At 72.1% G+C, this 13,135-nt stretch carries 8 protein-coding genes; 6 read left to right on the forward strand and 2 right to left on the reverse strand.

Features of this window, described 5'->3' with window-relative positions; genetic code table 11:
- The first annotated feature begins 247 nt into the window (after window positions 1–247).
- From Q3Y56_RS21990 to Q3Y56_RS22005, 4 genes are all read left to right on the forward strand, one after another.
- Window positions 248–1,816 carry an NAD(P)/FAD-dependent oxidoreductase gene (locus Q3Y56_RS21990; protein ID WP_304463567.1) on the forward strand — a complete coding sequence of 523 codons (1,569 nt, stop codon included), beginning with the start codon at window positions 248–250 and terminating at the stop codon, window positions 1,814–1,816.
- Window positions 1,813–2,853, forward strand: a complete 1,041-nt coding sequence (locus Q3Y56_RS21995) for an alpha/beta fold hydrolase (RefSeq protein ID WP_304463568.1) — start codon at window positions 1,813–1,815, stop codon at window positions 2,851–2,853. The genes Q3Y56_RS21990 and Q3Y56_RS21995 overlap by 4 nt, the downstream gene beginning before the upstream one ends.
- On the forward strand, window positions 2,850–3,776 hold the full coding sequence (locus Q3Y56_RS22000; RefSeq protein WP_304463569.1) for an SDR family oxidoreductase: 927 nt from the start codon (window positions 2,850–2,852) through the stop codon (window positions 3,774–3,776). Before Q3Y56_RS21995 ends, Q3Y56_RS22000 begins: the two co-directional genes overlap by 4 nt.
- Window positions 3,777–3,852: 76 nt before the next feature.
- The gene (locus tag Q3Y56_RS22005; RefSeq protein WP_304463570.1) at window positions 3,853–4,044 is read left to right on the forward strand and encodes a hypothetical protein; all 192 of its coding nucleotides are present in this window, start codon (window positions 3,853–3,855) and stop codon (window positions 4,042–4,044) included.
- 202 nt (window positions 4,045–4,246) lie between these two features.
- Here Q3Y56_RS22005 and Q3Y56_RS22010 read toward each other — a convergent pair whose 3' ends face one another.
- The gene (locus Q3Y56_RS22010) at window positions 4,247–7,771 is read right to left on the reverse strand and encodes a S41 family peptidase (RefSeq protein ID WP_304463571.1); all 3,525 of its coding nucleotides are present in this window, start codon (window positions 7,769–7,771) and stop codon (window positions 4,247–4,249) included.
- 141 nt (window positions 7,772–7,912) lie between these two features.
- Between Q3Y56_RS22010 and Q3Y56_RS22015 the strand changes: the two genes are divergently transcribed.
- A complete protein-coding gene (locus tag Q3Y56_RS22015) occupies window positions 7,913–8,518 on the forward strand; it encodes a TetR/AcrR family transcriptional regulator (protein WP_304463572.1) in 606 nt (201 codons plus the stop codon).
- 171 nt (window positions 8,519–8,689) lie between these two features.
- The gene (locus tag Q3Y56_RS22020; protein WP_304463573.1) at window positions 8,690–10,906 is read left to right on the forward strand and encodes an MMPL family transporter; all 2,217 of its coding nucleotides are present in this window, start codon (window positions 8,690–8,692) and stop codon (window positions 10,904–10,906) included.
- A 131-nt stretch (window positions 10,907–11,037) separates the two neighbouring features.
- On the opposite strand, the gene Q3Y56_RS22025 is transcribed toward Q3Y56_RS22020, so the two are convergent.
- Window positions 11,038–13,074, reverse strand: coding sequence for an MFS transporter (locus Q3Y56_RS22025; protein WP_304463574.1), 2,037 nt, complete (start codon window positions 13,072–13,074; stop codon window positions 11,038–11,040).
- Between the last annotated feature and the right edge of the window lie 61 nt (window positions 13,075–13,135).

Here is a 13,135-nt window from a genome sequence, read left to right on the forward strand (position 1 = left end):
CAGCCAGCCTATGCGCGGCGACGTCCTGTGCGCGGCAAAAGCCGCTACCTACGTGCGGCGACGGCCTGCGCCTCGGCGCGGCGAAAGCCTGCGCCTCGGTGCGGCCTCGGTGCGGCGAAAGCCTCCGCGCAACTTCCGCCGTACGGCCCCTACCGCTCGGTAGATCCCTGTCCTACGCTGCAACTGTGCCAGTGATTACTGGCGCGATTACGCTGTTGACGGCTTCAACGACTCGGGAGGCGGAGCCATGGCGGGGCTGACGCGTGAGCACGTACGGGTGGCGGTGATCGGTTCCGGATTCGGCGGCCTGGGCGCCGCCGTACGGCTCCGCCGCGAGGGCGTCACCGACTTCGTGGTGCTGGAGAGGGCCGGCTCCGTCGGCGGCACCTGGCGGGACAACACCTATCCGGGGTGCGCCTGCGACGTCCCCTCCCACCTGTACTCGTTCTCCTTCGCGCCCAACCCCCGGTGGCCGCGGAACTTCTCCGGGCAGCCGCACATCCGCGCCTACCTGGAGCACGTCACCGACACCTTCGGACTCCGCCCGCACATCCGCTTCGACTCCGAGGTCCGGGCCCTGCGCTGGGACACCGGCGCGCTGCGCTGGGAGATCGACACCGCCCGGGGGGCGCTCACCGCCGACCTGGTGGTCGCCGCCGCCGGTCCGCTGTCCGACCCCAAGGTCCCGGACATCCAGGGCCTGGACACCTTCCCCGGCAAGGTCTTCCACTCCGCCCGCTGGGACCACGACTACGACCTGCGCGGCAAGCGGGTCGCGGTGGTCGGCACCGGCGCCTCCGCGATCCAGATCGTCCCGGCCATCCAGCCCCAGGTGGCCAGGCTCACCCTCTTCCAGCGGACCCCGCCGTGGGTGTTGCCCCGCGTGGACCGCGACATCAGCGGTGCGGAGAAGTGGCTGCACGACAAGGTCCCGGCGACCCGGGCGCTGCGCCGCGGGGTGCTGTGGGGCCTGCGGGAGCTCCAGGTCGGCGCGTTCACCAAGCGGCCGGACCAGCTCGGCCTGGTGGAGAGGTTCGCCCTGCGGCATCTGAAACGGGCCGTCAAGGACCCGGCGCTGCGGGCCAGGCTGACGCCCTCCTACCGCATCGGCTGCAAGCGCATCCTGCTGTCCAACGACTACTACCCGGCGCTCGCCCGCCCCACCACCGACGTCATCGCCTCCGGGCTGAGCGAGGTGCGCGGCTCCACGCTCGTCGCGGCCGACGGCACGCGGGCCGAGGTCGACGCGATCATCTTCGGCACCGGCTTCCACGTCACCGACATGCCGATAGCCCAACGGGTCACCGGGGCGGACGGGATCACGCTCGCGGAGGCGTGGCGGGACGGCATGGCCGCGCTGCGCGGCGCCAGCGCGGCGGGCTTCCCCAACTTCATGACGATCATCGGGCCCAACACCGGACTGGGGAACAGCTCGATGATCCTCATGATCGAGTCCCAGCTGAACTACCTGGCCGACTACGTCAGGCAGCTCGACCTGCTGGACGACGGGGAGGGCAGGGTCGCGCTGGACGCCCGGCCCTCGGCGGTGCGCGCCTACAACGACCGGCTCCAGGAGCGGTTGCGGCACACCGTATGGAACACCGGCTGCACGAGCTGGTACCTGGACGCAAACGGCCGCAACACCACCGCCTGGCCCGGCACCACCGGCGAGTTCCGCAGGATCACCCGGCGGGTGGACCTGGCCGAGTACGAGGTGCTGCGCGTCCCGGCCCCCCGGCGGGCGCCGGAGTCATCCCCGCCCGGTCCCGCCGCCGTACCCGCCCAGTCCCAGGGTTCGTCGGAGGTGGCGGCATGAGCGGGCGCCCCGCACGGCGGCTGTCCGGGCCGTACGCGCCCCCGGTCCCGGTCCGCGAACTGACCGTCACCTCCGCCGACGGCGCCCGGCTGTACGCGCAGGCGCACGGCCCGGACGGCGCGCCCGCCGTCGTCCTCGCGCACGGCTGGACCTGCTCCACCGCCTTCTGGGCGCCGGTGGTCCACCGGTTGGCGGAGGACCACCGGGTGATCGTCTACGACCAGCGCGGGCACGGCCGCAGCCCGGCCGCCCGCCCCGGCGGATGCGGCACCGGCGCTCTCGCCGACGACCTGGTGGCGGTCCTGGAGACGACCCTCGCCGACGGGGAGCGGGCCGTGCTCGCCGGGCACTCCATGGGCGGCATGGCCCTGATGGCCGCCGCCGACCGGCCGAGGGTGCGGGCGCACGCCGCCGCCGCGCTGCTGTGCAGCACCGGCAGCTCCGCGCTGATCGCGCGCGCCGAGGTGCTGCCGCTGCCCGCGGGTCGGGTCCGCACGTTGTTGACCCGTACGCTCCTCGGCTCACGGGCCCCGCTCGGCCCCGTCACGCCGTTCGCCAAGGCCGTGCTGCGGTACGCCACCATGGGCCGCGGCGCGGCGCCGGTGATGATCGAGGCGGGCGCGCGGATCGTGCACGCCTGCCCGCGCCGGGTGCGCGCCGACTGGGGCGCGGTCCTCGCCGAACTCGACCTCGACGCCGGGGTGGCGAACATGACGATGCCGACCGCGGTGCTCCAGGGCACCGTCGACCGGCTCACGCCCATCGGGCACGCGCGGCGCATCGCGGCCCGGCTGCCCGAGTGCGTGGGCCTGACCGAACTGCACGGGCTGGGCCACATGACGCCGTTGGAAGACCCGGTCGCGGTCGCCGACCGGATCCGGGAGCTCGTCACGGCGTATGTCACGGCGCGGCCCGCCGGGCCGGCGGGCGAACCGGGAGACGGGCTGACGGACGGACCGACAGACGGATCGACGGACAGACCGACGGACGCCCCGGCGGACGCATCGAACGACGACGCGAAGGAGCGGACTGCATGAGCGCACGCAGAGGCCTGGAGGGCCAGGTGGCCGTCGTCACCGGCGCGGCACGGGGTGTCGGCGAGCTGCTGGCCCGCAAGCTCTCGGCGCGCGGCGCCAGGATCGCCCTGGTCGGCCTGGAGCCCGAGGCGCTCAAGGAGGTCTCGCAGCGGCTGCACACCGAGTCCGCGTACTGGCACGCCGATGTCACCGACCACACGGCCATGGCCCGCGTCGCCAAGGAGGTCGAGGCGCACTTCGGCCAGGTGGACGTCGTCGTCGCCAACGCCGGGGTCGCCACGGGTGGCCCGTTCATCGACTCCGACCCGCAGTCCTGGCGCCGGGTGATCGAGGTCAACCTGATCGGCGGCGCGGTCACCGGCCGGGCCTTCCTGCCCGCCCTCGTCGCCTCCCGCGGCTACTTCCTGCAGATCGCCTCCCTCGCCGCGATCACCCCGGCCCCGATGATGAGCGCGTACTGCGCCTCCAAGTCGGGCGTGGAGGCGTTCGCGCACTGCCTGCGCGCCGAAGTGGGCCACACGGGCGTACGCGTCGGGGTCGGCTATCTGAGCTGGACCGACACCGACATGGTGCGCGGCGCGGACCAGCACGAGGTGATGCGCGAGCTGCGGCAGCAGGCGCCCTGGCCGACCAACCGCACCTACCCGCTCGGCCCGGCGGTCGACCGGCTCGTCGCGGGCATCGAGCGGCGCTCGCCGCACGTGTACGCGCAGTGGTGGCTGCGCGGCATGCAGTCGGTGCGCGGGTACCTGCCGGCGGTCATAGCGCTGGGCGGCCGGCGGCAGATGCGGCGCTTCGCACCGCGGCTGGGCGAGGTGTCCACCGGACTGGTCGGCGCGGGCGGCATGGCCGACGAGCAGGCGCGTACGGCCGACGAGCAGGCAGGAACGGGCGACGAGCAGGCGTGTACGCCGAGTGGCTGACCGAAATGCGGAGTGTGTCCGGTCGTGCCAGGCTAAGGGAGGCCCTACCCCGATCACCCGATGAGGAGCGACCCTGATGGGCATGAAGGACAAGGCGCAGCAGGCCGGGCAGAAGGCGAAGGAAGCCGGCGAGCAGGCCAAGCGGCGCGCCCAGCAGACCAAGGACGAGTCGCGCCAGCGGGGTCAGCAGGTGCGGGAGGACATGGAGGAGCGCGGCCAGCAGTCGCGGCAGGGGCAGGACCCGCACCAGGAGGAGCTCGACATCTGAGCGGGCCTTTCGGCACAGGGGCCGTGGTGACACCGGCCGCCTGACGCGCATCCCCTTGCGCGTGGAAAGGGGGCGCACCTCGGAGCGCGAGGGTGCGCCCCCTTTCACCCGTCCGGTCGCTCTTTTGCCTGCCTGTTCTTCCGCGTGCCGGAAGTCGACGTCCGCCGGTCATCCCCCGTTGCCGGTCATCCTCCGGGGCTGGTCATCCTCCGTTGCGGGGCGGCAGCTTCGGGCGGCGCCGGTCGGGGACGGCGGAGTAGTCCGGCGGCTCGGCGGCGCCGTGCCGGTCCAGCAGGTCCAGTGCGACCCGTACCGCGTCGTCCATCTGCCGGTGCCGGCCCTCCGCCCAGTCCAGCGGGGTGCGCTCGACCTCGATGTCCGGCTCGACGCCGTGGTTCTCCACACCCCAGCCGTACGCGTCGAACCACGCCGCGTTCATCGGCACCGTGATGGACGTACCGTCGATCAGCCGGTGCCGGCCGGTCATCCCGACCACCCCGCCCCAGGTGCGCAGCCCCACCACCGGGCCGATGCCCAGCACCCGGAACGCGGCGGTGATCATGTCGCCGTCGGAGGAGGTCATCTCGTCCGCGATGGCGACGATCGGGCCGCGCGGCGCGTTGCTGGTGTACGACACCGGCTGGGCGTTGCGGGTGAGGTCCCAGCCCATGACGGTCCGGGTCAGCTTCTCCACCACCAGCTCGCTGATGTTGCCGCCCGCGTTGCCGCGTACGTCCACGATCAGGGCGGGCAGCGACATCTCCCGGCGCAGGTCACGGTTGAACTGGGCCCAACCCGAGCCGCCCATGTCGGGGATGTGCAGATAGCCGCACTTGCCGCCGCTCAACTCCCGGACGACCTCGCGCCGCTTGGCCACCCAGTACTGGTAGCGCAGCGGCCGGTCGTCGATCAGCGGGACGATGGCGACGCGGCGCGGATGGCCCGCCTGCTCGAAGGTCAGCTCCACCGTCGTCCCGCCCGCCGCGGCCAGCAGCGGATACGGGCCGGTCACCGGGTCCACCGGCCGTCCGTCGACGTGGCTGAGGATCGCGTCCTCCCGGATGCCGGCACCGGCCAGCGGGGAGCGGGCGCGCGAGTCGGAGGACTCGCCGGGCAGGATCCGGGCCACGGACCAGGCGCCCTCCTTGGTCCGTACGAAGTTGGCGCCGAGCAGGCCCATGGGCCGCTGGTAGTGGCGGGGGCCCTCGTTGCGGCGGGCCACGCCGACGTACGCGTGCGAGGTGCCGAGTTCGCCGAGCACCTCGCGCAGCAGGTCGGCGAACTCGTCGGGGGAGGCGACCCGTTCCACGAGCGGGCGGTACTGGTCCAGCACGCCGTCCCAGTCGACGCCGCCCATGCCCGGTTCCCAGAAGTACGCGCGCACGATCCGGCCCGCCTCGTCGTACGCCTGCCGCCACTCCGCGGCCGGGTCGACCTCGTGCAGGATGCGCCGCATGTCGATGTAGACGGTGGAGTCGGAGTCGCCGGACTCGGTGGCGGGCACGGCCCGCAGCTCTCCCTCGTCGTTGGCCACCAGCCGGGTCCCGTCGCCGCTGACCGCGAACCAGTCGATGTCGCTGGTGAGTTCGGTGCGCTTGGCCTTGACCAGGTCGAAGTGCTCCAGGGTGGGACGCCCCGAGGTCTCGGCGGGGTTGGCGAACGTCTCGCCGAGCGCGCCGGAGATCGGCCAACGCAACCAGACCAGGCCGCCGCCGCTGACGGGGTGCAGCGCGGAGTACTTGGAGGCGGCGACCGGGAACACCGTCACCCGGCTCTCCAGCCCCTCCACCTCGACCGTCACATGCCCCTCCACGGGCCCTTCGCCCTCCCCCTCGGCCTCCACCGCCGGGGCGCCCCAGTCGTCGGGGTCGAGGCCGCCCGCCGCCGGGCGGCCCTCGGGGGAGAGCGCGAACGGCGAGGGGGTGGCCGAGGACAGCGGAACCAGATACGGGCGGCAGCCCAGCGGGAAGGACAGGTCGCCGGTGTGCACGTCGTAGACGGGGTCGAAGCCGCGCCAGGAGAGGAAGGCGAGGTAGCGGCCGTCGCGGGTGAACACCGGCTGCTCGTCCTCGAACCGCCCGTTGGTCACGTCCACGATCGTCCGGTCCTTGAGCCGCGCGATCTTGATCTGCCGCAGCGAGCGCCCGATACCGGGGTGCGACCAGGCCAGCCACCCGGAGTCGGGCGAGAACGCGAGATCGCGGACGGGGCCGTTGGCGGACCGGATCAACTCGGTGACGCCGTCGCCGCCGTTGCCGCCTTCGGTGGCGGGCGCCCCTGCCGGGGACGCCCCCGGCTCGGATGCGGCCGGCTCAGACGTGGCTGGTTCGGGTGCGGCTGCTTGGGGAGCGGCTGGTTCGGGCGCCCCGGCCTCGGGAGTGCCTGGTTCCGGAGCGCCCGGTTCCGGGGCCTCCGGCCCCGGCGTTCCCGGTTCGGGGGCGGCCGGGCCGGATGGGGCCGGGGTGGGCTCGGGGGATGGTTGCTCTTCCTCCTCGTCGACCGCGACCAGCAGCAGCCGTCCGTCGTCGGCCGCGACCGCCAGCCGCCGCCCGTCCGGGGACGCCACCAGCTCGTGGACGCGCCCGAGCCGGCCGACGGCCAGCCGCCGGGGCTCCCGGGGGCCGCTCGCCCGCGGCAGGTACGCGATCTCGATGGCGTCCTCGCCCGCCGCGTCCGTGACGTAGGCGACGCGGCCGCTCGCGCCCAGCATCTCCGGCAGCCGGATCCGTACGCCCGGGGTGTCGACGAGGGCCCTGGCCGGGCCGTCGCGGTGGGTCAGCCAGTAGAGGCTGCCGCGTACGCAGACCGCGCTGGCGCGGCCCGTGGCGTCCACCGACAGCGAGTCGACGTTCCCGGCGGCGGGGACCTGGTAGGTCCGCCGGCCGGCGCGCGGGCCGCCGAGGGCGATGTCCAGGCGGCGCGGGACGCCGTCCGGGCTCAGGTCGTCGACCAGCCACAGCTCCCCGGCGCACTGGTAGACCACCCGCGAGCCGTCGCCGGCGGCGTGGCGGGCGTAGAAGTCGTCGTGGTCGCTGTGTCGGCGCAGGTCGGAGCCGTCCGGCAGGCAGGAGTAGAGGTTGCCGACGCCCTCGTGGTCGGAGAGGAAGGCGATCCGGTCGCCGACGAACATCGGCGCGTCCAGGTGCCCGTGCAGATCCGGCAGCAGCCGGGTGCCGTGCAGCCACATCCGGCCCATCGCGCCGCCCCGGTAGCGCTTCCAGGACGCCGGCTCGTGCGGCGGCTTGCCGGTCAGCAGCAGGGTCTTGTGCTCGCCGTCGACGTCCGCGACGGCGATGTCGGAGACCGGGCCCCAGGGGAGCCGCCCGCCGGGGCTGCCGTCGGTGGCCACCTTGTAGGCCCAGGAGAAGTACGAGAACGGTTGGGCGTGCGAGCTGACCGCGAGGATGTGGGAGACGCCGTTCTCCGGCGGAGTCCAGCCGCAGACACGGGCGTCGGTGCTGCCCCAGTAGGTCAGGCGACGGGCCTGGCCGCCCTCGACGGGGACGAGGTGGATCTCGGGGTCGAGGCTCCGCCATGTCGTGAACGCGATCTGCGAGCCGTCGGGGGAGAAGCGGGGATGACCCACGCGCGTGCGGTCGACGGTCAGCCGCCAGGCCCGTCCCGAGACCGCCCCGGAGGCGGCGAGCGGCGCCACCCACAGATCGTCCTCGGCCGCGAAGCAGAGCAGGTCGCCATGGAGATGAGGGAACCGCAGATAAGCGCTCACACAGCCCATGCTTTCGGGCCGCGCTGCCCACGGCAACTCGTTCTGTGACACAGAACACCATCGAAACGAGGCCGTTTCGATGGCGCGATGTCGTACGCTTGAACGGTACGAAACCGTTTCGTTCGGAAGAGGAGGTGTGCGATGTCGACGGACACGGCGGCCGCGATGCCCCGCTCGCGCCGCAGCCGACTCACCCCCGAACGGGAAGACGAGCTGTACGAGGCCGTCGTCGATCTCCTCACCGAGGTCGGCTACGACAGCCTGACGATGGACGCCGTCGCCGCTCGTACGCACTCCAGCAAGGCGACACTCTATCGACAGTGGAAAAGCAAGCCGCAGTTGGTGGTCACCGCGCTGCGGAAGACCCAGCCCGTCTGCCTCGAGGACATCGACACCGGCTCCCTCCGCGGCGACCTGCGCCAGATGGTGCTCGCCAGCGGCCCGGAGCGGACGGAGATGGAGGCGGCCCTGATGCGCGGGCTCGCGCACGCCGCCCACGAGAACCCGGATCTTCAGCAGGCGCTGCGGGAGCTGTTGATCCTTCCCGAGATCGCAGCCTTGGACATGCTGCTCAAGCGCGCCGTCGACCGCGGTGAGGTCGCCGCGGACTCCCCCGCCCTGAGCTATGTGCCGCACATGATGTGCGGCGCCTTCGTAGCCCGGCCGCTGATCGACGACGCGCCGCCGAGCCCCGACTACCTCCTGACCTACATCGACGCCGTGGTCCTCCCCGCCCTCGGCGCCTGATACCCCCCGCGGCGCCCGACGTCCCCAAGTGGTGCCCGGTGACAACCGAATAGAACAAGGTGACAACCGAATAGAACAACACGCACAACGACGCCACCCGGGTACGCCGCTCTCGTCGCACGGGCCGGTCCTCCGCATTGCCATTCCGATTCGACGGGAGCACCTCTCCTCGTGGCCACGTTCCTCTATAAACTCGGCCGTTTCGCCTTCAGAAGGCGTGGCCTTGTCGCCCTCTTCTGGGTGGCGTTGCTGGCGATAGCCGGGGTGGGCGCCAGTACGGCGACCCCGCCCGGAAACGATGAGTTCTCCGTCCCGGGTACCGAGGCCCAGAAGGCCTTCGACCTGCTGGACGAGCGGATGCCCGACAGCAATGCCGACGGCGCCACCGCCCGCATCGTCTTCCGCGCCCCGCAGAACGAGAAGATGACCGACGCGGACCACAAGGCCGTGGTCGCCAAGGTCATCGCGGAGCTCAAGAAGAGCTCGGACGACATCGCCTCGGTCGGCGACCCGTACACGTCCGGCGCCGTCAGCAAGGACGGCTCCACCGCATACATCCTGACCAGCTACAAGGTCAACGCGATGGAGCTGGAGAAGGAGTCGAAGGAGGCGCTCAAGGAGGCGGGCAAGGACGCCCGCCACTCGGGCCTGAAGGTCGAGATCGGCGGTGACGCGCTGGAGGAGATGCCCGAGACCGGCGCCACCGAGATCATCGGCATCGTCATCTCCGCGATCGTCCTCGCCATCACCTTCGGTTCGCTGCTCGCCGCCGGTATGCCGCTGCTGACCGCCATCATCGGCGTCGCCATCGGCCTGTCCTCGATCACCGCGCTCGCCAGCACCCTCGGTCTGTCGGGCACCACCTCGACGCTCGCGATGATGATCGGCCTCGCGGTCGGCATCGACTACGCGCTGTTCATCGTCTCTCGGTACCGCGCCGAACTGGCCGAGGGCCGCGAGCGGGAGGAAGCGGCCGGACGCGCCGTGGGCACCGCGGGCTCCGCGGTCGTCTTCGCCGGTCTCACCGTCGTCATCGCGCTGGTCGGCCTCTCCGTGGTCAACATCCCGGTGCTGACCAAGATGGGCATGGCCGCGGCGGGCACGGTGGTCATCGCCGTCCTCATCGCCATCAGCCTCATCCCGGCGCTGCTGGGCTTCGTGGGCAAGCGGGTCTTCGGACGCAAGGCCCGCAAGCGGATGGCGGAGGGCGGCACGGCCGCCAAGTCGGACAAGCCGAACATGGGCGTCCGCTGGGCGCGCGGCATCCTGCGCCGCCCGGTGCTCGTGCTGGTGATCGGTGTGCTCGGTCTGGGCGCCGCCGCCGTCCCGGCGGCCAAGCTGGAGCTCGGCCTGCCCGACGACGGCTACCAGCCGACGTCCAGCACCAAGCGCCAGGCGTACGACATGATCACCGAGGGCTTCGGCCCCGGCTTCAACGGTCCGCTGATGCTCGTCTTCGACGGCAAGGGCAGCGACAACGCCAAGGCCGGTGCCGAGCAGGCCCGTAAGACGATCCAGGGCATCAAGGGCGCGGCCGCGGTCACCGAGCCGCAGTTCAACAAGGCCGGTGACACCGCCACCCTGACGGTGATCTCCAAGTACAAGCCGAGCAGCACCGAGACCGAGGACCTGGTCGCGGACATCCGGGACGCGGCGGACAAGATCAAGGCCGACACCGGCGGCGAGGTCCTGGTCACCGGCGTCACGGCCATGAACATCGACATCTCCAAGAAGCTCAACGACGCGCTGCTGCCGTACCTCGCGCTCGTGGTGGGCCTGGCGTTCCTGCTCCTGATGATCGTCTTCCGCTCGGTGCTGGTGCCGTTGAAGGCGGCCCTGGGCTTCCTGCTCTCGGTGGTCGCGGCGCTCGGCGCGGTGGTCGCGGTCTTCCAGTGGGGCTGGCTGGGCAGCCTGTTCGGGGTCGAGGAGACCGGCCCGATCATGAGCATGATGCCGATCTTCATGATCGGTGTGGTGTTCGGCCTCGCGATGGACTACGAGGTCTTCCTCGTGACCCGGATGCGGGAGGCGTTCGTGCACGGCGAGCGGCCGGGCGACGCCATCGTCACCGGCTTCCGGCACGGGGCGCGGGTGGTCACCGCGGCCGCGGTCATCATGATCGCCGTCTTCTCCGGCTTCATCGGCTCCTCGGAGCAGATGGTCAAGATGATCGGCTTTGGTCTCGCCATCGCCGTCTTCTTCGATGCCTTCATCGTCCGTATGACCATCGTTCCGGCGGTCCTGGCGCTGCTCGGCAAGTCCGCCTGGTGGCTGCCGAAGTGGCTGGACAAGGCCCTGCCGAACGTGGACGTCGAGGGCGAGGGGCTGCAGAAGCAGCTGACCGCGGACGGCCCGGCCCCCGGGACCAGGACCCCGACGCGCAGCTGACCCGGGTCTGATCCCGAATCCCGGCACGCGGCTCCGGTCCGACTCCGGGGCCGGTGCACGGCACGTATGACGGCGGCCTCCCGCGCATGGCGCGCGGGAGGCCGCCGTCGGCGTACAGGGGGCCGACGGTCCTAGACGGGGGTGTGCTCCTGCCGGGCTTCCGCCTCCTCCAGCAAGCGGGTGGCGAGCCGGTCCAGCGCCCGGTCCAGACGGGCCCGGTCGGCGGGGTCGGCGGCGCTCCAGTCCTCCAGCCGTTCGCCCAGCCACGACCGCCAGGCGGCGCTGAGCCGGTCGATCTCCGCCTGTCCGCTCGGTGTCAGCGAGAGCCGGCCGTCGTCCCGCACGGTGTAGCCCTTCGCCGAGGTCTGGGCGAAGGCCGGTTCCAGGACCTCCGGCGGCATCCGGTGGGCGGCGGCGATCTCGCTCAACCGCGCCCCGCCGCGCAGCCGGGTCCGCCAGTGGACCTGGCCCAGCGCCCACGCGTCGGCCGGGCTGAGTGGGCTGCCCGAGTCTGCGAGCAGCCGGCGGCCCACCGGGCCTTCGGCGTGCCGCATCACGCCCGCTACCGCGCGTTCCAGCTGCCGCTCGGCATCGGCCGAGTCCGGGGCGGAGAAGCCCTCGCCCATGTCGGCGGCCCCGGCCCGGGCGCTGTCGCGCAGTGGCACCTCTTTCAGCAGCCAGGCGATCAGGAAGCCCACGGCGGCGACCGGCACCACCCACTGGAAGACGAAGTCGATGGAGTCGGCGTAGGCGCGCACGATCGGGGCGGCGAGGTCGTCCGGCAGCGCCTTGAGCGTCTGCGGGTTCTCGGCCGCGCCGGGCGGGACACCGGGCGAGTCGGCGAGCGCGGCGCGCAGGTTGGGGTCCAGTTCGCCGCTGTACAGGGTGCCGAAGATGGCGGTGCCGAAGGCACTGCCGAGGGTACGGAAGAAGGTCACCCCCGAGGTCGCCGAGCCCAGTTCGTGGTACGGGACGGTGTTCTGCACGGCGATGGTGAGCACCTGCATGGCCAGGCCGATGCCCAGGCCCAGGACGAACATGTACAGCGACTCCAGCCAGACGCCGGTGCTCGGGCCCATCGTGGACATCAGATACAGGCCGAGCGTCATGACGGCGGTGCCCGCGATCGGGAACATCCGGTACCGGCCGGTGCGGCTGATGACCACGCCCGACAGCATCGACGTCCCCAGCAGGCCGACGATCATCGGCAGCGTCCGCAGGCCCGAGGTGGTCGCCGAGGATCCGTCCACGAACTGCAGATACGTCGGCAGATAGGTGAGCGCGCCGAGCATCGAGAAGCCGACGATGAAGCTGAGCGCGGAGCAGACGGCGAAGACGGGGGTGCGGAAGAGGTGCATGGGGAGCATGGGCTCCTTGGCCCGCAGCTCCACCAGGACGAACGCGGTGAGCAGCAGCACCGCCGCCGCGAACAGCCCGATGATCACCGCCGAGCCCCACGCGTACTGGGTGCCGCCCCACTCCAGGCCGAGGACCAGCGCGGAGGAGCCCGCGGCCACCAGCACGATGCCCAGATAGTCGATGACCGGCCGGACCGCCGCCCGGACGGCCGGGATCGTCCGCGCCGCCATCACGATCATGGCGAGGGCGACCGGGATGTTGACGTAGAAGCACCAGCGCCAGGACGCGTGGTCGGTGAAGACCCCGCCGAGCGTCGGCCCGACGACCGTCGTGACGCCGAAGACCGCGCCCAGCGCGCCCTGGTACCGACCCCGCTCCCGCAGCGGGATGACGTCCGCGATCAGCGCCATGGCGGTGACCATGAGCCCGCCACCGCCGATGCCCTGGATGGCGCGGGCGACGATCAGCAGCAGCATGCTGTTCGCCGCGCCCGCCATGATCGAGCCGAGGACGAAGACCACCGCGCTCAGCTGGAAGACCACTTTCCGGCCGAAGAGGTCGCCGAACTTGCCGACCAGCACCGTGGAGACGGTCTCGGCCAGCAGATAGGCGGTGACCACCCACGCCATGTGCCCGCCGCCGCCCAGATCGGCCACGATCGTCGGCAGCGCCGTGGAGACGATCGTCTGGTCCAGGGCGGCCAGCATCATGCCGAGCACGATCGTGGTGAAGACCAGGTTGGTGTGGCGCCTGCTCAGCGTCGGCACGGTGGGGAACGACGCGGGGGACTCGTCCGTGGCCGTGGTCATTGCGCGTCGTACCTCCCGCCGGGCGCGGGCCGTCGTTCCCTCCCAGGATTCGGCCGGACGC

It is taken from the genome of Streptomyces sp. XD-27 (genome assembly GCF_030553055.1).
Classification (GTDB): domain Bacteria; phylum Actinomycetota; class Actinomycetes; order Streptomycetales; family Streptomycetaceae; genus Streptomyces.

Bases quoted from the DNA above. Each gene is read 5' to 3' on its own strand.
- Q3Y56_RS21990 (WP_304463567.1), top strand. From the start codon at position 248: ATGGCGGGGCTGACGCGTGAGCACGTACGGGTGGCGGTGATCGGTTCC.
- Q3Y56_RS21995 (WP_304463568.1), top strand. From the start codon at position 1,813: ATGAGCGGGCGCCCCGCACGGCGGCTGTCCGGGCCGTACGCGCCCCCG.
- Q3Y56_RS22000 (WP_304463569.1), top strand. From the start codon at position 2,850: ATGAGCGCACGCAGAGGCCTGGAGGGCCAGGTGGCCGTCGTCACCGGC.
- Q3Y56_RS22005 (WP_304463570.1), top strand. From the start codon at position 3,853: ATGGGCATGAAGGACAAGGCGCAGCAGGCCGGGCAGAAGGCGAAGGAA.
- Q3Y56_RS22015 (WP_304463572.1), top strand. From the start codon at position 7,913: ATGTCGACGGACACGGCGGCCGCGATGCCCCGCTCGCGCCGCAGCCGA.
- Q3Y56_RS22025 (WP_304463574.1), bottom strand. From the start codon at position 13,074: ATGACCACGGCCACGGACGAGTCCCCCGCGTCGTTCCCCACCGTGCCG.